The organism is Sphingobium sp. VMM, assembly GCF_056790315.1.
The window spans coordinates 93,024-114,134 of record NZ_JBXGSI010000005.1 but is presented as its reverse complement, the minus strand read 5'-3'; the positions used below and the strand labels follow the sequence as shown (position 1 = coordinate 114,134).

At 65.7% G+C, this 21,111-nt stretch carries 17 protein-coding genes; 12 read left to right on the top strand and 5 right to left on the bottom strand.

What is annotated here, in order from left to right; all coding sequences use genetic code 11:
* Nucleotides 1-153: 153 nt before the first annotated feature.
* Nucleotides 154-3,159 (bottom strand): TonB-dependent receptor domain-containing protein, encoded by a 3,006-nt coding sequence (locus ACUCV3_RS08495; protein WP_482240551.1) that lies wholly within the window; start codon nt 3,157-3,159, stop codon nt 154-156.
* A gap of 364 nt (nt 3,160-3,523) precedes the next feature.
* Between ACUCV3_RS08495 and ACUCV3_RS08490 the strand changes: the two genes are divergently transcribed.
* Together ACUCV3_RS08490 and ACUCV3_RS08485 are read left to right on the top strand one after the other, a co-directional pair.
* A complete protein-coding gene (locus ACUCV3_RS08490; RefSeq protein ID WP_279728554.1) occupies nt 3,524-4,906 on the top strand; it encodes an MFS transporter in 1,383 nt (460 codons plus the stop codon).
* Nucleotides 4,907-4,931: 25 nt separating this feature from the next.
* A complete protein-coding gene (locus tag ACUCV3_RS08485; RefSeq protein ID WP_482240550.1) occupies nt 4,932-6,407 on the top strand; it encodes an aldehyde dehydrogenase family protein in 1,476 nt (491 codons plus the stop codon).
* Nucleotides 6,408-6,429: 22 nt separating this feature from the next.
* Here ACUCV3_RS08485 and ACUCV3_RS08480 read toward each other — a convergent pair whose 3' ends face one another.
* From ACUCV3_RS08480 to ACUCV3_RS08470, 3 genes are read right to left on the bottom strand one after another with little or no spacing between them, the layout of a single operon-like run.
* Entirely contained in the window at nt 6,430-7,836 is a 1,407-nt protein-coding gene (locus ACUCV3_RS08480; protein ID WP_279728556.1) for a M20/M25/M40 family metallo-hydrolase, read from the bottom strand.
* A complete protein-coding gene (locus ACUCV3_RS08475) occupies nt 7,833-8,024 on the bottom strand; it encodes a ferredoxin (RefSeq protein ID WP_004212347.1) in 192 nt (63 codons plus the stop codon). Before ACUCV3_RS08475 ends, ACUCV3_RS08480 begins: the two co-directional genes overlap by 4 nt.
* The gene (locus ACUCV3_RS08470; RefSeq protein WP_482240549.1) at nt 8,021-9,262 is read right to left on the bottom strand and encodes a cytochrome P450; all 1,242 of its coding nucleotides are present in this window, start codon (nt 9,260-9,262) and stop codon (nt 8,021-8,023) included. Before ACUCV3_RS08470 ends, ACUCV3_RS08475 begins: the two co-directional genes overlap by 4 nt.
* 370 nt (nt 9,263-9,632) lie before the next feature.
* Here ACUCV3_RS08470 and ACUCV3_RS08465 point away from each other — a divergent pair, with 370 nt between their 5' ends.
* Genes ACUCV3_RS08465 through ACUCV3_RS08435 form a run of 7 tightly spaced genes read left to right on the top strand, consistent with a single transcriptional unit; the run spans nt 9,633 to nt 17,475 of the window.
* On the top strand, nt 9,633-10,814 hold the full coding sequence (locus ACUCV3_RS08465) for an acyl-CoA dehydrogenase family protein (protein ID WP_279728557.1): 1,182 nt from the start codon (nt 9,633-9,635) through the stop codon (nt 10,812-10,814).
* A gap of 46 nt (nt 10,815-10,860) precedes the next feature.
* Nucleotides 10,861-12,012 carry an acyl-CoA dehydrogenase family protein gene (locus ACUCV3_RS08460; protein WP_279728558.1) on the top strand — a complete coding sequence of 384 codons (1,152 nt, stop codon included), beginning with the start codon at nt 10,861-10,863 and terminating at the stop codon, nt 12,010-12,012.
* A 7-nt stretch (nt 12,013-12,019) separates the two neighbouring features.
* Nucleotides 12,020-13,039 carry an NADP-dependent oxidoreductase gene (locus tag ACUCV3_RS08455; RefSeq protein WP_482240548.1) on the top strand — a complete coding sequence of 340 codons (1,020 nt, stop codon included), beginning with the start codon at nt 12,020-12,022 and terminating at the stop codon, nt 13,037-13,039.
* Between the two features lie 10 nt (nt 13,040-13,049).
* Nucleotides 13,050-14,258 (top strand): CoA transferase, encoded by a 1,209-nt coding sequence (locus ACUCV3_RS08450; protein WP_279728560.1) that lies wholly within the window; start codon nt 13,050-13,052, stop codon nt 14,256-14,258.
* Nucleotides 14,255-15,079, top strand: coding sequence for an HTD2 family dehydratase (locus ACUCV3_RS08445; protein WP_279728561.1), 825 nt, complete (start codon nt 14,255-14,257; stop codon nt 15,077-15,079). The genes ACUCV3_RS08450 and ACUCV3_RS08445 overlap by 4 nt, the downstream gene beginning before the upstream one ends.
* A 13-nt stretch (nt 15,080-15,092) precedes the next feature.
* Nucleotides 15,093-16,247 (top strand): acyl-CoA dehydrogenase family protein, encoded by a 1,155-nt coding sequence (locus ACUCV3_RS08440; RefSeq protein WP_169860590.1) that lies wholly within the window; start codon nt 15,093-15,095, stop codon nt 16,245-16,247.
* A 28-nt stretch (nt 16,248-16,275) separates the two neighbouring features.
* Nucleotides 16,276-17,475 carry an acetyl-CoA C-acetyltransferase gene (locus tag ACUCV3_RS08435; protein WP_482240547.1) on the top strand — a complete coding sequence of 400 codons (1,200 nt, stop codon included), beginning with the start codon at nt 16,276-16,278 and terminating at the stop codon, nt 17,473-17,475.
* Nucleotides 17,476-17,542: 67 nt separating this feature from the next.
* On the opposite strand, the gene ACUCV3_RS08430 is transcribed toward ACUCV3_RS08435, so the two are convergent.
* Nucleotides 17,543-18,439, bottom strand: a complete 897-nt coding sequence (locus ACUCV3_RS08430; RefSeq protein WP_279776154.1) for a DMT family transporter — start codon at nt 18,437-18,439, stop codon at nt 17,543-17,545.
* 107 nt (nt 18,440-18,546) lie between these two features.
* Here ACUCV3_RS08430 and ACUCV3_RS08425 point away from each other — a divergent pair, with 107 nt between their 5' ends.
* From ACUCV3_RS08425 to ACUCV3_RS08415, 3 genes are all read left to right on the top strand, one after another.
* Nucleotides 18,547-18,933 carry a c-type cytochrome gene (locus ACUCV3_RS08425; RefSeq protein WP_097382909.1) on the top strand — a complete coding sequence of 129 codons (387 nt, stop codon included), beginning with the start codon at nt 18,547-18,549 and terminating at the stop codon, nt 18,931-18,933.
* 141 nt (nt 18,934-19,074) lie between these two features.
* Nucleotides 19,075-20,328, top strand: a complete 1,254-nt coding sequence (locus tag ACUCV3_RS08420) for a CaiB/BaiF CoA transferase family protein (protein ID WP_279728564.1) — start codon at nt 19,075-19,077, stop codon at nt 20,326-20,328.
* Nucleotides 20,325-21,107 (top strand): SDR family NAD(P)-dependent oxidoreductase, encoded by a 783-nt coding sequence (locus ACUCV3_RS08415; protein ID WP_279728565.1) that lies wholly within the window; start codon nt 20,325-20,327, stop codon nt 21,105-21,107. The genes ACUCV3_RS08420 and ACUCV3_RS08415 overlap by 4 nt, the downstream gene beginning before the upstream one ends.
* Nucleotides 21,108-21,111: the final 4 nt, after the last annotated feature.

Below are 21,111 nucleotides of genomic sequence, written 5' to 3'. Positions count from 1 at the left end.
CAGCCAAACGCAGATCCCACATCGGGCGTTTTTAGCGGCTGTTAGCGCCAGTCCATCTAGGTCGGCGCGCTACCGCCCCGACACGAAAAAAGCCGCTGGAAACCGGATGATCCGGCCTCCAGCGGCTCGCCCCGAATGGCTCTTCGGCCTTTATCAGAATTTGAAGCGGACGCCCGCCGTGAAGGCCCGGCCGATAAAGTCGTAGACCGCGATATTGGTGGGGAGGTTCACGCCCGGCACGGTGCCCGGAATGATCGGCGGCTGCTTGTCGAACAGATTGTTGACGTTGGCGAACAGCTCGAAATTGCCATTCCCCTGGGGCACGGTGAAGCGCATGGCCAGGTCGGTATACCAGACCGCCTTCACCTTATCGTCGACGAACTCGATCGGCACCGGCCCACCGGGAATATCCAGCCGCATCTTGTGAATATATTGTTCGGACAGGGTGATGCCGAACGGCCCGTTGCTGTAGTCGATCGAGAAATTGCCGCGCCAGCGCGGGAAGCCGGCCGGGTTGCTCCCGACCACGCTGACGCCCGCATAATGGGCGATCGGCGCGCCCGCATATTGCTGGGCATCGAACTTGTCGAGATAGTTCATGTAGAGGCGCAAGCTGAGCGCCCCGTCGCCCAGCGCCGTGCGATAGCTGGCGTCGAAATCGATTCCGGCGGTCTTCAGGAAGGCGATGTTGGCCGGCACGATATGCACCAGCGAGGGCAGGCTGGTCGGCGTAGCGCGATCGATCAGGCCGCATTCGGCTACGCCCGATCCGCCCGCATTATAGCAGTTGGTGATGATCTGCTGCGACGAAAGCGTGTCGATCAGGCCGGTGACCTTGATCTTGTAATAATCGACCGACAGCGAGAAGCCGGGGAAGAAGGACGGGGTGAGCACGCCGCCGATCGTCAGCGTCTTGGCCTTTTCCGGCTTCAGATTGGCGTTGCCGCTGGTGACCGTGTTCACATTCTGGTTGAGGCCGCTGCCATAGCTGCCATCGGCGGTCTGCAGATCGTTGACGATGCCGATGCCGCTCTGCGCGCCCGAATAAAGTTCGAACAGGTTGGGCGCACGGATGTCGCGCGACAGGGTGGCACGCAGCAGCAGGTCGTCGACCGGCTTCCAGGTTGCGCCGACCTTCCAGGTTTCGACCGTGCCGGACGTCGAATAGTCGGTGATGCGGCCCGCGCCGTTGATGCTCAGTTCCCGGAAGAAGGGCTTGTCCTTCAGGATCGGCACCGCCAGTTCGGCATAGGCTTCCTTGACGTTCAGGCTGCCATGCGCGGTGCCGACATTGGTCAGCCAGTAGAAGTTGGTGGTGGCCGGCACCCCGCGCAGGCCGGCGAAATAGGCGCTGCGTTCGGCCGCCGTGTCGAGCAGCGAGGGATCGGCATTGCTGGTGAGGTTCAGCGTCTGCTTGCGATATTCCGCGCCGACCGCGAAGTCGACCGGCCCGGCCGGCAGGTCGAACAGGCTGCCGCTGAGGTTCACCGCAAAGCTGTCCTGGCGGATGCTCGCGCGGTAACGCGACGTGCCGGTGGCATAGGCATAGCCTTCGGGCGTCGACTTGGACGGATCACCATGCAGCACGTCGATCGGCTTGCAGCCCGCATATTGGCTGGCATAGGTCGGATCGAGCAGCACGCGGCAGGTGATCTGGCCAGTGCTGGGATCGACCACGGCGTCGGCCGCCGCATAGAGCTTCTTGCTGTCATAGAGGCCGGAATTGGCCATCGTATGTTTGGAGTCGCCATGCGAGTAGGTGGCGCTCCAATCGAGCCCGCCGAGCTTGGCAGTGAAGCCCGCATTAACCATCCAATAGTCGGTCCGTTCCTTGGCGATGGCGGTCGGCTGACCGGCATCATATTGGCCCACGGTGTAGCTGTCGGTCGCGGACGTCAGCGCCGAATTCAGCGCGGACGACAGATAGGGATTGCCCTTGTAGATGGTGACACCCTGCGACGCCGGGACGAGCGCATTCACCTGGGTCGAATATTCCAGGTCCGAGCGTGACCAGCTGCCCTGGACGAAGGCGTTGATGTCGTCGGTCAGGTCATAGCTCAGCCGTCCGAATGCCTGATAGGTGGTCAGCGGGATGACCGCCGCGCCAGTATCCGGGATCTGATAGCCGTCGCCGCCCGACTGGAAACCGGTCGTGCCGACCGCCGTGCCGGTGTTGAACGGGCGCGTCGTGCCATCATTGTTGATGACCTGCCCGACATAGGGATTGCCCGCCACGCTGGAGGCGGTGATGCGGCCATTGGGCGCCAGCGCCGAAATCAGGATGTTCGACCCGATCGTATAGGGATTGCGCGCGCCGCCCGGCGCACAGACCGACGCCGGCTCGCCCGCCGGCCGGGTGCAACCCACGACGCTGCCGACATAGCTATAGCCCTTGGTCGCATAGTCGCGATCGCTGCGTAGCATGCCTTCATTGTTGGAATATTCGCCGCTCAGCAGGATATGGCCGCGTCCGCCGGCAAAATCCTGGCCGACCGCCAGGCCGAGGCGCTGGTTGGCATTGTCGCCCTCGTCGGAAATGCCCGCCTGGGCGACGCCCTTGATGCCGGTGAATTTCTTGTCGAGCACGAAGTTGACGACACCCGCGACCGCGTCGGAGCCCCATTGGGCGGAGGCACCGCCGGTCACCACATCGACCCGCTGCATCAGCAGCTGCGGCAGCACATTGGTGTCGATCGTGCCGATATATTCGGTCGGCGACACGCGCATGCCGTCGAACAGGATCAGCGTGCGCAGCGGCCCCTTGGGATTGGCGCTGGGCGTGCCCAGGCCGCGCAGGTTGAGCACATTGCCGTGGATCGGCGCGTTCGAGAAGTTCGACGCCGACTTGGACGGGCTCAGCGAATTGGAGAATTGCGGCAGCTTGTTGAGGGCGTCCGGAATGCTCGACGGCGTCGTGCGCGACAATTCCTCGGTCGTGGCGACCGTCACCGGGGTCGGCGCGGTATAGCCGTCGCGCACGATGCGCGAGCCGGTCACGACGATGTCGGATGTGCTGACCGGTGCGGCACTACCCTGCTCGGCGGCCTGCTCCGGTGCCGGTGCGGGCGGCGCCGCGTCCTGCGCCAGTGCGCTGCCCGTCATCGCGACGATGCTGGCGCCGATCGCCAGCGACGACGCAAAAATCTTGTGCTTGGACATTGGTCTTTCCTCTCCCTGGACGCAATGTGTCGGCTCGTTGGCCCACACCTGTCATTATTATCCCGGTGTGCATTTTTATTTCTATCGCCCCAGCGGTGGATGTCAACTAATTTTGCACCAGTGGTAAATGTTTGATCGAAAAGAATTTGCCCCCTTGCCGCAACGGAAATCCGGCCTTCTTATTAAGGACAGGGGATAAAGCCGCGAAAAGCGGCGCATCATATATTGACCTATGGTGCAAAAATGTGCGTTATGCCGGCAACAGATCGTGCCGCTCCGCGGACCAGGCACGGCGATCAGCATGGAGAAGGTCGGTGTCGAGCCTGCGCAACAGAGAATCGGTAATAATCAGGGCGTTCCACCGATGAGCGAACCTGCCTTGTCCCTGTCAGCTTCGCCGTCACCCTCAGCGCCGATCGACAGCCCTACGCCGCCGCAGCCTGCCCCGGCCTCCGCCGATTATCCCAGCCCCTTCATGGGCTGGCTGACGGTCGCGATCCTGTTCCTGCTCTATATCCTGTCGCTGACCGACCGGAACATCATGGCGCTGATGGTCGGCCCGATCAAACAGGATCTGGGTCTCTCCGACCTGCAGATCAGCCTGCTCCAGGGGCCGGCCTTCGCCGTCCTCTTCTGCCTGTGCGCCATCCCGCTCGGCATGGCGCTCGACCGGTTCAGCCGCCGCATCGTACTCTATCTGTCGGTCACGGTATGGAGCATCGCCGCCGCCTCCTGTGGCCTTGCCGGCAGCTTCATCGGCCTTGCCATGGCGCGGGCCGGGGTGGGCGCGGGCGAGTCGGGCTTTGGCACCGGCAGCTATTCGGTCGTCGGCGACAGCTTCCCGCCGCACCGCGTCTCGCTCGCCATGTCGGTCTTCATCATGGGCGGCGTCATGGGCGCGGGCATCGTCTTCCTGCTGGGCGGCCCGATCGTCGGCGCGGCGATGAAGGCCGGCCCCGCCACATGGCCACTCTTCGGCACGCTCCAGCCCTGGCAACAGGTGTTTATCATGACCGGCGCGCCCGGCATCCTGCTCGCCTTCCTCGTCTTCCTGTTCCGCGAACCGCCCCGGCGCAAGGCCGTGAGCGCGGGCGCGGGCTATGGCGAGGCATGGGCCTATATCCGCCGGCACAAGCCGCTCTACATCGCCGCCTTTGTCGGCTTCGGCCTCGCCTATGCCGCCACCATCGGCTTCCAGCTCTGGACCCCGGTCTATCTCGCCCGCGTCCATGGCTGGCAGCCGGCACAGATCGGCCCGGTGATCGGCATCGCCCAGATCGCCGCCGCCGCGCTGATTCCGCTCCATGGCTGGACCGTCGATCGCCTCTATCGCCGGGGGCGCAAGGACGCGCATCTCTTCTGGTGTCTGATGACCGTGCTGGCCGCCGCCCCCTTCGGCATCGCCGCCTTCCTGGTCGCCAGCCCCTGGGCCACGGTCGCCTGCTACTGGTGCTTCATGGCGCTGATCCTCTCGACCGCCAGCATGGGGCCGGCCACGGTCCAAGTCGTCACCCCGGCCTATCTGCGCGGCCGGGTTTCGGCGCTCTATGTGCTGGCATCCGGCCTCATCGCCATGGCCGGCGGCCCGGCCTTCATCGGCCTCGTCACCGACAAGCTGTGGGGCGACGAGATGAAGGTGGGCCTCTCGCTCATCACCAGCGTCTTCTGCGTGCTGCTGCCCGCCGCCCTTCTCTTCGCCCTCGGCCGCGCCTCGATGCGCCGCGCCCATGAAGGGGAGCCGGTCTGACCGGCCTTCCCGAAAGGACATAAAGATGATCGAAACCCGCCGCCCCGCCTTCATCGACAGCAAGCCCAAGCAGTTGCTGATCGACGGCCAGCATGTCGACGCGCTGTCGGGCAAGACATTCCAGAGCTTCAGCGCCTCCACTGGCGAACTGGTCGCCGATCTGGCGCTGGCCGGCGCCGAGGATGTCGACCGCGCCGTACGCGCCGCGCGCGCCGCCTTCGAAGGGCCATGGAGCCGGTTCAAGCCGGCCGAGCGCCAGGCGGTGCTGCTGCGCCTCGCCGATCTGGTCGATGCCGAGTTTCAGGATCTCGCCCTGCTCGACGTGATCGAGATGGGCCGGCCGATCACCGCCGCCATGGGGCTGCGCGGCATGTTGCAGCGATCGTTGCGCCATTTTGCCGGCACCGCTACCGCCATCCATGGCGAGACCCTGTCCAACAGCTTCCCCGTCGACCTTCTCTCCTACACGTTGAAGGAGCCGGTCGGCGTCGTCGGCGCGATCATCCCCTGGAACGGGCCGCTGTTCAGCGCCGCGTGGAAGATCGGCCCGGTTCTCGCCACCGGCTGCACCATCGTGCTGAAGCCGGCCGAGGATGCCTCGCTCAGCCCGCTGCGCTTCGCCGACCTCTGCCTGGAGGCCGGCGTGCCGCCCGGAGTCGTCAATGTCGTCACCGGCGCGGGCGAGACCGGCGCTGCCCTTTCCGCCCATCCCGACGTCGACAAGATCGCCTTTACCGGCTCCTGCGAGACCGGCCAGCGGATCATCGCCGCTTCGGCCGGATCGGTGAAGAAGGTGACGATGGAACTGGGCGGCAAGTCCCCCAACATCATCTTTGCCGATGCCGATCTCGACGCCGCCACCCCGGCGGCCGCGATGGGCGTGTTCAACAATTCGGGTCAGGTCTGCGCCGCCGGCACCCGCCTGTTCGTCGAACGGCCAGTCTATGAGGAAATGGTGCAGCGCATCGCTGCCTTCGCCGCCAATCTCAAGATCGGCCCCAGTCTCGATCCCGAAACCGTGATCGGCCCGCTGGTCTCGGCCAAGCAGTTCGCCCGCGTCTCCTCCTATCTCGATCTTGGCCCGCAGGAGGGCGCCCGGCTCGTCACCGGCGGCCATCGCGTCACCGGCGGCGCGCTCGACAAGGGCCATTGGGTCGCGCCGACCATCTTCGCCGATGTGACCGACGAGATGCGGATCGCGCGCGAGGAGATTTTCGGACCCGTCTCCTGCATCCTGCCCTTCGACAGCCTGGACGAGGTGATCGGCCGCGCCAACGCGACCCGCTTCGGCCTCGCCGGCGGGGTGTGGACCCGCGACATCGGCAAGGCCATGACCGCGGTCAAGCGCATCCGCGCCGGCTCCATCTGGGTGAACCATTATTTCGCCATGGACCCGTCGGTCCCGTTCGGCGGCTACAAGATGAGCGGATATGGCCGGGAGGGCGGCGCCGAGCATATCGACGCCTATCTCCAGACCAAGGGCGTGTGGATCCGTACCTGAGCGCCGCCAACCGAGGGGCCGGTCAGCGCCCCTCGGCATAGGCGCGGATCAGCGCATAGAGATAGTCGCGCCCATCATAGACGCTCTTCACCCGGATGCGCTCGTCCACCCCATGGGCGCCATTGCCGTCGGGATCGAGGACGATGCCCGGCACGCCATAGGTCGGAATACCCGCAGCGCTGAGATAGCGGCCATCGGTGCCGGCGGTCAGCAGGTTGGGCACCACCGGAATGCCGGGGAAATGCCGCTGCGCCAGCTTTTCGGCCGGCCCCATGATCCGGGGATCGAGCGGCGGCGGCACGGCCGGCGCGCCCTTGTCGCCCTTGCGGGTCAGCGCGATCCCGGACGGCAGCGCCGCGCGCAGCCGCGCCTCGACATCCACCACCTTATCGCCCGGAAACAGCCGGCACTGGATCGTCGCCTGCGCCCGCTGCGGCAGCGCGTTTTCGGCATGGCCCGCCTCCACCTGCGTCGCGACACAGGTGGTGCGCAACATCGCATTATAGGTGACGTCCCCCGTCACCGTGGCGACCGTTGCTGCGTCGTCCTGCCCCTGGCCCAGCCGCTCCATCGCCTGCCCCATCGCGCCGCCGACGATCGACCCCATCCGGGTAAAATAGCCGCGATTGGTTGGATTGAGCTGGATCGGGAATGACAACCGCCGCACCGCCGCCAGCGCATCGGCCAGCTCATAGATCGCATTGTCGGGACGCGGCCGGCTGCTATGGCCGCCACTGTTGCGCGCTTCGATCGTGAAGCTCTGCGCATATTTCTCGCCCACCGCCAGATAGAGGGCGATCGGCCGGCCATCCTTGTCGCTGATGCCATAGCCGCCCTCGTTCAGGGCAAAGCCCGCCTGCACCGCATCGCGCCGGTTGCGCAGCAGCCAGTCGACGCCGTTCACCGCATCGCTGCTTTCCTCGCCACAGGTCAGCGCAACCTTGATCGTGCGCCGGGGACGAAAGCCCGCCGCCTGCATCCGGATCAGGCTGTCGACCCAGATCGCCGACAGCGCCTTGTCGTCGATCACCCCGCGCCCGATAAAATAGCCCTTCTCCTCGGTCAGGCGGAACGGATCGCGCGGCCAATCCTCGCGCCGGGCGGCGACCACATCGATATGGTCGACCAGCAGCATCGGCGCCGCGCGCGGATCACTCCCCTCGATCCGGGCGATCAGGCCGCCATCCTTCTCATGCCCCTCCGGCACGAAGACCTCGGCGCGATCCGGCCCGAATCCGGCCTTGCGCAGCCGATCGAGCATCCGGCCTGCCGCGACGGTGCAACTGCCGGTCGGGGCGCTGGTATCGGTCTCCACCAGTTCGCGATAGATATCGCGAAAGGCGATCTGGTCGGGGCGCAGTTCCGCCGCCATAGCCGGGCCGGATGCCAGCGCGACAAGGCCACCAAGGGCCAGCAGGGAGCCTCTCATTTCTGGATGTCGAGCGCGCGTTCGGGGCAGGATTTGGCGCCCATCCAGGCCAGCCTTTCCTGCTCTTCCGGCACATCGATATCGCCGGGCATGATATAGCCCTCGTCATCCAGCTCGAAGATGTCGGGCGCCATCGCCCAGCAACGGGCATGGCCCTGGCATTTCTCGCGATGCACGATGATCTTCATGCCGCATCCTCCTGCGACCAGTCGAGGATCAGGTTTTCGATCCCGAACACATGGCCGCCATAGGTGACCGGCGCGGTGCCGGACTTGATGCGGAAGGTCGGGATGCGCTTCAGCCATTCCTCCAGCCCCACGACGATCTCGCGCCGCGCCAGATGCGACCCCAGGCAGCGATGCGGCCCATAGGCAAAGGCGGTGTGACGATTATCCTCGCGGGCCAGGTCGATGCGCGCGGGATCGGCAAATTCCAGCGGATCGCGATTGGCGATCATCGTCGCGCAGGACACATAGTCGCCCTTGCGGATCGGTGCGCCTTCGAAATCCACGTCCTTCGTGGCCACCCGGATCATCTGCACCGTGGGATAGGCGCGCAGCAATTCCTCCGCCGCCAGCACGATCCGCTTGGGATCGTCGCGCAGCCATTGCTGGTCCGCCTGATGCCGCGCCAGGTAATTGAGGTCAAAGCCGATCGCGGCCGCCACCGTGTCCAGCCCGGCGATGAACAGCAGCACGCCCGTGCCCCTGATCTCCATGTCGGTCAGCGGCCGGTCGTCGATCCGCGACTGCACCAGGAAGGACATGAAATCATCGACCGGCTGCCGACGCCGATCGGCCGAAAGCTCGTCAATGAACGCGACGATGGTGCGCGCCGCCGCCGGCCGCTTCACATTGTCGCCATGCAGCAGGTCATTGGCCCAGCCGACAAATTCGTCGAGCCGATCGTCCGACAGGCCCAGGAAGCGCAGGAAGATATTGACCGCGAAAGGGAAGGCGAAATCGGTCATCACGTCGCAACTGGTGCCCGACGCCGCGATCCGGTCGATCAGCACGCTCGCCCTTTCGCGCACCGCCGTTTCCAGCGCCATCACCCGCTTGGGCGACAGCAGCGGATTGAGCAACGAGCGGAACTTGCCATGTTCGGGCGGGTCCAGCTCCAGCGGGATCATCGGCCAGCTCTCGCCCAGCGCCGAGGCAAAGATGCTGCGATGGCTGGAAAAGGTTTCGGGATCCTGCAGCACCCGCCGCTGGTCCTGCGCACGGGTGATGACCCATGTGCCCTTGCCGTCGCGAGTGTTGACCGGCGAATAGAAGATGCGCGGCCCATCATGCACCACCGCGCTCGCCGCCTGCGGATCGCCATTGGGCGTCGGCTCCAGCCCCGGCGAACTGAACAGGCTGAAATTGCCGATCATGTCGGGCGGCACATGCGCCGGGATCGGACGGGCGGCCATGATTTCCATACTACGCTCTCCTGCAGCGGTAGCCAGTTCTCGTGCCAAGACGGACCGGCCTTATCAATTTTGCATTATGGTATAGTTTATGGGCACGCCGCCGGCTGTCAATCGGACAATCGTCGTTACGATATTTTCCCGCGCACAGCGCAAGGGCGCCGCCGCATTTCCACGCTTTTCCGCCACATTGCGCAAAATTCGCGATTTCCGTTGCGGATGAAAATTATCCTTGAGTGCAAAATATAACTAGCCACCTGTGCAATATTGACCTAAGGAATCGGACATGGATCGCAAGCGGCCATCCGAAAGCCGCGAGCAGCCCGACGGGTAACACCCGGACGGCGCGTTCGCCTTTCGAGCAGAACAGGGATGTGAGTGGATGGCGGAAATGGAGCCCATCGATAGAGAAGAATTTCGGCTGGAGGCGCGCGCCTGGCTGAAGGCGAATTTTCCGCCCTCGCTGACCAATGTGCCCGGCCTCCTCTTCCAGGGCGACGCCCATGCCGCCGCTGCCAATGACGATTATCAGCTCTGGCGCCAGCGCATGACCGACAAGGGATGGGGCGTGCCCACATGGGCGCCGCGCTATGGTGGCGCCGGCCTCACCGAAGCCCATGGCAAGATCATCGGCGAGGAACTGGCCGCGATCGGCGGTTTCAACCCGATCCGCAGCTATGGCACGATGATGCTTGGCCCGACCTTGCTGGAATATGGCGACGAAGCGCAGAAGCTGGAACATCTGCCGTTCATCGCCAGCCATGAACGGCGCTGGTGCCAGGGCTTTTCCGAACCCGGCGCGGGATCGGACCTGGCCGCGCTCCAGACCAAATGCATCGACATGGGTGACCATTGGCTGGTCAGCGGGCAGAAGATCTGGACATCGGGCGCCGACCAGGCCGACTGGTGCTTCGTCCTCGTCCGCACCGATACCGAACGCAAGCAGGGCGGCATCAGCTTCCTGCTGGTCGACATGCAATCCGAAGGGATCGAGGCGCGACCGATCGTGCTTATCAGCGGATCGACCCATTTCTGCGAGGTCTTCTTCAACGATGTGAAGGTGCCCAAGGGCAATCTGGTGGGCGAGGTCAACCAAGGCTGGACCATCGCCAAGCGGCTGCTGCAGTTCGAACGCAACAGCCTGTCGGAGGTGAAGGCCGACATCACCCCCCTCGCCCCGCTGGCCCATGACTATCTGGGCACGGACGCGCTCGGGCGGATCGACAGCCCGGACCTGCGCGCCCGGCTGGTGCGCAATGCGATGCGGCATGAAGCCTATATGGCGACCGTCCGCCGGCTCGCCGCCGAAGCCAAGAATGGCGGTCCCAGCCATGGGGTGTCAGCGCTCAAGAATTTGTGGTCCGGCATCATCCAGGAACGGGCCGAGCTGCTGGTCGAGATCATGGGCGCCGACGGCCTGGGCTGGGCCGGCGATCCCTATAGCGCGGCCGAGACGGAGGCGACGCGCGCCTGGCTGCACAGCAAGGCCTTCTCCATCTACGGCGGCAGCTACGAGGTGCAGAACAATATCACCGCCAAGCGCACGCTGGGCCTGCCGGGCTGAGCATGAGCAAGGACGAGAGAAAAGACAGGATGCGGGAGGACGCGCCGTGGCGGTGCTGAACGAAGAACAGACGATGCTGAAGGACATGGCGTCACAATGGGTGCGCGACCGCCTGCCCGTGACCGCGCTGCGCGGCCTGTACGACCATGGCGGCGGCGGCCGCAGCGGATCGGACGGCTATGATGCCGAGGCATGGGCCGAAATGGCGCAGATGGGCTGGTGCGGCATCATCGTGCCGGAAGCCCATGGCGGCGCCGATTTCGGCTATCTCAGCCTTGGCCTGGTGATCGAGGAGCTGGGGCGCACCCTGGCCGCCTCACCGCTCATCAGCTCCGCGCTGGTCGCTGCGTCTGCGCTGCGCCTCGCGGGCACGCAGGAGCAACAGGCCCGCTGGCTGCCGGGCATCGCTGACGGATCGCTGATCGGCACGCTGGCGCTCGACGAAGGGCCGCATCATGCTCCCGAGCGCACCGCGCTGGCGGCCACAGCCTCAGGCGATGACTGGCAGCTGTCCGGCACCAAGCGCCCGGTGCAGGACGGCATGATCGCCGACCTCGCCATCGTTGCCGCGCGCACCAGCGGCGCGCCGGGCGATCGCGATGGCCTGACCCTGTTCCTGGTACCGACCGACAGCGCCGGGCTGGAGCGGCTGGCGCTCGACCAGATCGATGCCCGCCGTCCCGCCCAATATCGCTTCGATAGTGTCAACATCGCTGTCAACGATGTTCTCGGCGAAATCGGCAAGGCCGCCGACCTGATCGACGCGATCCGCGATCGGGCCGCGATCGGCATCGCCGCCGAAATGCTGGGCAGTGCGACCCAGGCGTTCGACATCACGCTCGATTATCTCAAGACCCGCGTCCAGTTCGGCGCGATCATCGGCTCCTTCCAGGCGCTGCAGCATCGCGCCGCCGAACTGTTCGGCGAATTGCAGCTGACGCGATCGGCGGTCGAAACCGCGCTGGCGGCGATCGATGCCGATGATCCTGCGCTCCCCGCCCTCGCCTCGCTCGCCAAGGCGACCGCCGGCGAAACGCTGCACCGCATATCCTCGCAGATGGTCCAGTTGCATGGCGGCATCGGCATGACCCATGAACATGATGCCGGCCTTTACCTGAAGCGCGCCCGCGTCGCGGAGCAATGCCATGGCAGCACCGCCTGGCACCGCGAGCGCTGGGCACGCCTCAATGGCTATTGAGGGGCCGATGATCATGCCATCGCGCGAAATACAGCTGAAGCGCCGCCCGATCGGCGCCCCGGTGGCGGAGGATTTCGCCACCGTCGAACAGGCTCTGCCACCGCCCGGCCCCGGCGAGGTGCAAGTGCGCAATCTCTGGATGGCAGTCGACCCGGCGATGCGCGGGCGGATGAGCGACGCCAAAAGCTATGTGCCCCCCTTCGCGCTCGACGCGGCGATGGAGGGACCGGCGATCGGCGAAGTAATCGCCTCCAACGATCCGGCCTTCACGCCCGGCGAACTGGTCTTTTCCCGGCTTGGCTGGCGCGAGGAGTTCAATGCCCCCGGCACCGCGCTCCAGCATCGCGATCGCCAGGCACTGCCGCCCCAGGCCTATCTCTGCTTCGCCGGCATGACCGGCCTCACCGCCTATGCCGGCCTCATCCGCATTGCGGAGTTGCAGCCGGGCGACACCGTCTTCGTGTCGGCCGCGTCCGGCGCGGTCGGATCGATCGCCTGCCAGATCGCCCGCAACATGGGATGCAAGGTGATCGGATCGGCCGGCGGCCCGGACAAGACCGCCTTCCTGCGCGATGTGCTCAAGGTCGACGCCGCGATCGATTACAAGGCGGAGCCGAACCTGACCAAGGCCCTCGCCCGCGAGGTCAAGGCGATCGGCGCCAGCGGCATCGATGTCTATTTCGACAATGTCGGCGGCGATCATCTTCAGGCCGCCCTGTCGCTTGCCAATGATTTCGCGCGCTTCGCCATCTGCGGCATGATCTCGCAATATAATGTCACCGACGCGCCGACCGTGCCGCGCAACCTCACCATGCTGATGACCAAGCGCATCCGCATGCAGGGCTATATCGCGCTCGACCATATGGATCTGGAGGCGGAGATGCTGGAACGCATGACCGCCTGGAGCCAGGCCGGCCAGATGGCCTCGGCCGAAACCGTCTATGATGGCATCGACAAGGCGCTCGACGCTTTCTGGGGCCTGTTCTCGGGCGCCAATATCGGCCGCACCATGGTCAGGCTGGGCTAGGGGGAATTCCATGTACGACATGCTCAAGGGCCTGCGCGTGGTCGAAGGTGCCGCCTTCATCGCCGGCCCGTCCTGCGGCCTGCACCTGGCACAGATGGGGGCGGAGGTGATCCGCTTCGACGCCATCGGTGGCGGCCCTGACTATCGTCGCTGGCCGGTCGCCACCTCCGGGGCCAGCCTCTATTGGGAGGGGCTCAACAAGGGCAAGAAATCGATCGCGATCGATCTTGGCCGCCCCGAAGGGCGCGAACTGGCGGTCGCCATCGCCACCGCGCAGGGCGACAATGCCGGCCTGTTCCTCACCAATTATCCGGTGAAGGGCTTCCTCAGCCATGAGGCGCTGGCCGCACGCCGTGCCGACATCATCAGCGTCCGCGTCATGGGCTGGGCCGATGGATCACCGGCGGTCGATTACACCATCAACGCCGCCGCTGGCGTGCCGATGATGACCGGCCCGGCCGACGATGACCGTCCGGTCAACCATGTCCTGCCGGCCTGGGATCTGCTGGGCGGCGCCTATGCCGCCTTCGCCATGACGTCCGCCCTGCTGCGCCGGCGCGCGACCGGCCAGGGCGCGGAAATCCGCGTGCCCCTGTCGGACCTCGCGGCCTCAACCCTGTCGCATCTCGGCTCCGTCGCCGAAGTGCTGTCAGCCGGCGACCGGCCACGCATGGGCAATGACCTGTTCGGCGCCTTCGGCCGGGATTTCCTGACCGCCGACGGCAAGAGGCTGATCGTCGTCGCCATCACCCCGCGCCAATGGACCGGCCTCCTCAAGACGCTGGACCTTGGCGACGCGATCGCCGCGATCGAGGGCGAAACGGGGGCCAACTTCGCCAGGGATGAGGGCGCCCGCTTCACCCACCGCGCCCGGCTTTTCCCGCTGTTCGAAGCCGCCTTCGCCGCGCGCAGCAGCGACACGCTAAAGCCCGCCTTCGACGCGGGCGGCGTCACCTGGGGCGAATATCAGTCGCTGCATCAGGCCGTGACGCAGGACGAACGGCTGTTCACCGCCAATCCGCTGTTCGAGACGATCGCCCATCCCAGCGGCCTCACCTACCCCACATCCGGCCCGGCGGGCACGCTGGCCGGTGAGGCGCGCGGCGCCGTCGGTACGGCCCCGCGCCTTGGCGAACATAGCGACCAGATATTGAGCGAGCTGCTGGGCCTCGACAGCGGCGCGATCGGCCGCCTCCATGACGAAGGACTGGTCGCATGACCCTTTCCCCATCCGATATCGCCCGTTGGCAGACATGGGTCGGCAGGACCGAAAGCCGGACCGAGATGCTCGACCGGGAAGCGCTGCGCCGCTTCGCCGCCGCCATCGGCGAGCCGCTCGATGTCGAGGCGGTCCAGCCCTCGCTGGCCCATTGGGCCTTTTTCCTGCCGGTTGCCGCCGCTGACCAGATCGGCCCGGACGGCCATCCCAAACGCGGAGGTTTCCTGCCGCCGATCAGCCTGCCCCGCCGCATGTTCGCTGCCGCCGAGATGCAGTTTCACGCGCCCCTGATGCTCGATTGGGAAGCGACCCGCACCTCGACCGTGCTCGACATCGCCCACAAGAGTGGCCGCAGCGGCGAGCTTGTCCTCGTGAAGGTCGGCCACAGCATAGTCCAGGCCGATCGCGAACGGGTGAGCGAGGTGCAGACCATCGTCTATCGCGACACCGGCGCACCGACGCCCGCGATCGTCCCCGCCGCCTTCGATGGCGCCCCCGATGATGTGAACTGGGCGCCAAACAGCGTCGACCTGTTCCGCTTCTCGGCCGTCACTTTCAACAGCCACCGCATCCATTATGACCTGCCCTATGCGACCGACGAGGAGGGCTATCCCGGCCTGGTGATCCACGGCCCCTTCACCGCCGCCAGATTGTTCGGCCATGCCCGCGGCGGGGGCCGCAGCCCGACCCGCTTCGCCTTCCGCGCGGTCGCGCCGGTCTTTGCCGGCCAGCCGGTATTGCTGCGCGAGGATGAAGCCGGCCGCTGCCGCGCGATCCGCTGCGACGGCAGCGACGCCATGGTCGCCGACATCGGATATTGAGAGGAGATTTTTCATGGACGCCGAGACGTTCGACCTGTTCCGCACCACCGTCCGCCGCTTCGTCAGTGAAAAGCTGATCCCGGCCGAGGACGCCGTCGAGGAAGCGGATGCGGTTCCCGAAACCATCATCCAGCAGATGCGCGACATGGGCCTGTTCGGCCTGTCCGTGCCGGAGGAATTTGGCGGCATCGGCTGCACCATGGCGGAGGAAGCGGCGATCATCCGCGAGATCACCCGCGCGTCGGTCGTTTTCCGCTCGGTCATCGGCACCACCGTCGGTATCGGCAGCCAGGGGATCGTCATGGATGGGACCGAGGAACAGAAGCGCGAATGGCTGCCCAAATTCGCCACCGGTGAGGCGATCGCCAGCTTTGGCCTGACCGAGCCGGAGGCTGGGTCCGACGCCGGTTCGCTGCGCACCGTCGCCATCCGCGACGGCGACACCTACCGCATCACCGGCACCAAGCGCTTCATCACCAACGCGCCCCGCGCCAGCGTCTTCACACTGATGGCCCGGACCGAACCGGACGTGAAGGGCGCGGCCGGCATTTCCGCCTTCATCCTGCCCGCCGGCACGCCCGGCATCAGCTTCGGCAAGCCCGACAAGAAAATGGGTCAGAAGGGGTCGATCACCACCGACGTGATCCTGGACGATGTCGTCGTGCCGGCCGCCAACATCATTGGTGGCGTGCCCGGTCGCGGTTTCAAGACCGCGATGAAGGTGCTGGATCGCGGCCGCATCCATATCGCCGCCGTCGCGCTCGGCATGTGCCAGCGGCTGATCGACATGGCCCTGCAATATGCGATGGAACGCAAGCAGTTCGGCCAGCGCATCGCCGATTTCCAGCTGGTCCAGGCGATGCTTGCCGACATGAAGGTCGACATGCTGACCACCGAAGCACTGATGCAGTCGGTCGCCGCCAAGTTCGACGCCGGCGAGCCGGTCAGCCTGGAATGCGCCGCGCTCAAATATTACGCCTCCGAAGCCGTCGGCCGGATCGCCGACCGCGCCGTCCAGATCTATGGCGGTGCCGGCTATATGGCCGAGTATAAGGTCGAGCGCTTCTATCGCGATGTCCGGCTGCTGCGCATCTATGAGGGCACCAGCCAGATCCAGCAGACCATCATCGCCAAGCAGATGATCCGCCAGGCCGAAGCGGCCGCCTGATCCTCCCCATTTCCGCAAAGGACATCGCATGCGCAGAGCCGCCATCGTCGCCCCAATCCGCACCGCCGTCGGCAAATATGGCGGTTCGCTCAAATCCTTCAGCGCCGGCGATCTGGGCGCGGTCATCATCAAGGCCTTGATGGAGCGGACCAGGATCGATCCCGAACGGATCGACGATGTCGTCTTCTCCCAGGGCTATGGCAATGGCGAGGCGCCCTGCATCGGCCGCTGGTCGGCGCTGGCCGCCGGCCTGCCCGAGAGCATCCCCGGCGTCCAACTCGACCGACGCTGCGGATCGGGGCTTCAGGCGGTGATCGATGCGGCCATGCGGATCCAGACCGGCGCCGCCGACATCGTCGTCGCCGGCGGGGTCGAGAGCATGTCCAATGTCGAATATTATTCGATGGACCATCGCTGGGGTGCCCGTTCCGGATCGACCCAGTTCCATGACCGCCTGACCCGCGGCCGCGTCATGTCGCAGCCGATCGCCCGCTATGGCATCATCAGTGGCATGATCGAGACGGCGAACAATCTCGCCAGGGATTATGACATCAGCCGCGAGGCCTGCGACGAATATGCCGCGATGAGCCATCAGCGCGCCGCAGCCGCCTGGGCCGCCGGCAAGTTCGACGACGAACTGGTCCCGGTCGCGGTGCCGCAGCGCAAGGGCGATCCGCTGATCTTCGCCATGGATGAGGGCATTCGTGCCGACGCCACGCCGGAATCGCTCGCCCTGTTGAAACCGATCGAGAAGGATGGCGTGGTCACCGCCGGCAATGCCAGCCAGCAGAATGATGCCGCCGCCGCCTGTCTGGTGGTCGCGGAGGACAAGCTCGATGAACTGGGCCTTGAACCCATGGCCTGGCTGCACAGCTGGGCGGCGGCGGGCTGCGCCCCCTTGCGCATGGGCATCGGCCCGGTGCCGGCGGTCGAAAAGCTGTTCGCCCGCAATGGCCTTGGCTGGAACGACATCGATCTGGTCGAACTCAACGAAGCCTTTGCGCCGCAGGTGCTGGCCTGCCTCAAGGGCTGGAACTGGGACGATCGCGACAAGCTCAACGTCAATGGATCGGGCATTTCGCTCGGTCATCCGATCGGCGCGACCGGCGGGCGCATACTCGCCAATCTGCTGCGCGAGCTGCAGCGGCGCGACGGCCGCTATGGCCTGGAAACCATGTGCATTGGCGGCGGTCAGGGCCTGGCCGCCATCTTCGAACGGGCGGTCTGACCACCGCCTTTCGGAAGCCCCCTGGGCCGGCGTCGAGGCATGCGACGCCGGCCCATTTTTTTGATGGTCAGTCGACCGGCCTGCGATCGGGCGAGAAGGCGATGATCGTCACGCCCAGCAGCGCCACCGTTCCGCCTGCGATCATGCCGACCGTGATCGGCGTGCCGAAATAGAGCGAGGCAAAGACCGTCGACATCACCGGCGATGCCAGCATCAACGGCATGATGGTGGAGATCGGATAGCGTTGAAGCAGCCAGGCCAGCGTCCCCTGCCCCAGCACCGTCGCGCCCAGGCAGGAAAAGGCGAACCAGCCGGTCGGCACCCAGCCGACATGGGCCAGCCCCGCAATCGCCGGCCGCTCGAAAATCAGGGCAAAGGGCGCCAGCACTGCCGCGCCCATCAGGCCGTTCCACGCCTGGCCGTTCATCACGCTCACCCCGGTCAGCTTGCGCTGCACCAGGGTCGCGCCGCCCCACACCATCGCCGCGCAGGCCATCACTAGCACCGCGGGCACCTCCGCCAGGATATGCGGGTCGAACACCAGCGCCGCGACCCCGGCAAAGGCCAGCAGCACGCCGACAATCTTGCGCCGGTTGAGCCGCTCGCCCAGCAGCAGGGCGCCCAGCAGCAGCGAGAAGGGCACGCTGAGTTGCCCGGCGATCGCCAGCGCCCCGACATTGGTCGCCATGAACAGCGCCAGGTTCAACAGCAGCAGGAACAGCCCGCCATTGAGGAAGCCATAGAGCATCAGCCAGCCGGTCCGGCCCGGCAGCGGACGCAATGCCGGCGCACAGATCAGGAAGACCGTCCCCATCCGCAGCGCCACCGACAGCAACGGCGCGGTCGCATCCACCACCACCTTCATCGCAATGACATTCAGCGCGAACATGATGTTCACCAGCAACGCCAGCGCCATCCCGCCCGGCCCGAACCGATGGTTCGCCATGGGTCCGCCATCGGCCATTTCCGCATCCTTCCCGCTTCAACCGCCGTTCAGACTCAGACGGCTATTGGCTTATTTATGCACACTGGTATAGATTTTAGCCAGAGAAGAAGGGAAGAGGGATCAGGATGTCGATGAAGCATGTTTCGCGCGTGATGATGTTCGCTATGGCGGTCGCGGCCACCGGCCCGGCTCTGGCCCAGGCGGGCGATGCGACCAAGGGCAAGGCGGTCTTCGCCCGCTGCGCCGTCTGCCATTCGGTCGATCCGGGCGTGAAGAAGCTTGGCCCTTCGCTCTCGGGCATATTCGGGCGTACCTCGGGCACCGTGCCGGGCTTTACCTATTCCCCGGCGATGCAGAAGGCCAAGATCCGCTGGGATGCCAAGTCGCTGGACGGCTTCCTTGCCAAGCCCAGCGCCGCCGTCCCCGGCAGCCGCATGGTCTTTGCCGGCCTGCCCAACCCGGCCGATCGCGCCAACCTGCTCGCCTATCTCGCCAGCGCCACCAAGAAATAGCTCCAAAAGTATCCCATAGTGCAATAATTCTTGCCCTCCATTCCTGCACCCGCTATCAGAATCATCAACCGATGCAGCAGATAGACGGGGACAGGAGCGGATGGCGATGACAGCGGTCATGAAGGACAAGGCGGGCAGCCGATGAGCGGCCGCGCGCTTGAAGGGATCAAGGTTCTCGACCTGTCGCGCGTGCTCGCGGGGCCATGGTCGACCCAGATACTCGCCGACTTCGGTGCCGACGTCATCAAGATCGAACTGCCCGGCCATGGCGACGATACCCGCGCCTGGGGCCCGCCCTTTCTAACCGACGCCGATGGCCAGCCGGAAATCGGCACCAGCGCCTATTATCTCTCCTGCAACCGCAACAAGCGCTCCGCCGCGATCAACCTGGCGACGCCGCAGGGCGCCGAGCTGATCCGCCGGCTGGCGGCGGAAGCCGACATATTGGTCGAGAATTTCAAGGTCGGGGGCCTCAGCAAATACGGCCTCGACTATGCCAGCCTGAAGGCGATCAACCCCCGCCTCGTCTATTGCTCGATCACCGGCTTCGGCCAGACCGGCCCCTATGCCGACCGGGGCGGCTATGATTTCGTTGCCCAGGGCATGGGCGGCTTCATGAGCATCACCGGCGAAGAGGATGGCGGCCCGCTACGCGCCGGCGTCGCCATGGCCGACCTGTCGACCGGCATGTTTGCCACCGTTTCCATCCTCGCCGCCCTGCGCCATGCCGAACGCACGGGCGAGGGGCAACAGATCGACGTGTCGCTGCTCGATACCCAGATCGCGATGCTCGCCAATCAGGGAATGAACTGGCTGGTCGGCGGCATCGTGCCCGGGCGCCTGGGCAATCGCCATCCCACCGTCGTCCCCTACAAGACGTTCGAGGTCGCCGACGGCATGATGATCATCGCGATCGGCAATGACCGCCAGTTCCGCGCCTTCTGCACGGAAATGGGTCATGCGGAACTGGGCACCGATCCGCTCTACGCCACCAGCGCCCAGCGCCTCATCAACCGCGACGCGATCGAGGCAAAAGTGCAGGAGATCGTCCGCCCCTTCGCCCGCGACGACCTGATGGCGCGCTTCGTCGCCGCGGGCGTCCCCGCCGGCCCGGTCAACAGCATCCAGGATGTGTTCGAGGATCCGTTCATCGACGCCCGCCAGACCGTCCATCGCTATCGCCGGGAAGAGGATGGGGTCGAGATACCGACCGTCGCCTATCCCGGCAAACTGTCGGCGACACCGGCCGATTATCGTCACTGCCCACCGCGCGTGGGCGAACATAGCCGCGAAATATTGGGGGAATGGCTCGGCCTCGACGACGGCGCGCTCGACGCGCTGACGAACGACGGCGCGATCGCCCAACGCCCCGTGAAGGAGAGGACACAGGCATGAAGATCGACCAGGGGGTAGCCGCCATCGTCACCGGCGGGGCATCGGGTCTGGGCGAGGCGACGGCCCGCGCCATCGCGGCGCAGGGCGCAAAGGTCGCGCTGTTCGACTTCAACGAGGAAACCGGGACGAAGGTCGCGGCGGACATCGGCGGCACCTTCTGCAAGGTCGATGTCACCGACGAGGCCTCGGTCGATGCCGGCTTTGCCAAGGCGCGCGCCGCGCATGGCCAGGAACGTATCCTGGTCAATTGCGCGGGGACCGGCAATGTCATCAAGACCGTCAGCCGCGACCGCGAGACCGGCGAGATCAAGGCCTTCCCGACCGACCAGTTCGAACGGATCATCCAGATCAACCTGATCGGCACCTTCCGCTGCTGTGCCAAGTCGGCTGCCGGCATGCTCAGCCTCGACCCGCTGGAGGACAAGGCGCGCGGCGTCATCATCAACACCTCCAGCGCGGCGGCGGTCGACGGCCAGATCGGCCAGGCGGCCTATTCCGCGTCGAAGGGCGGCATCGTCAGCCTGACCTTGCCGATGGCGCGTGACCTGATGGGCGAAGGCATCCGCGTCAACGCGATCCTGCCCGGCATTTTCGACACGCCGCTGATGGCGCGGGCCAGCGACAAGGTGCGCGATGCCCTGTCGGCCACCGTTCCCTTCCCCAAGCGTTTCGGCAAGCCTCAGGAGTTTGCCGCGATGGCGCTGGCGATGATCGAGAATGACTATTGGAACGGCGAATATGTGCGGCTCGACGGTGGCCTGCGCATGCCGCCGCGCTGAGGGA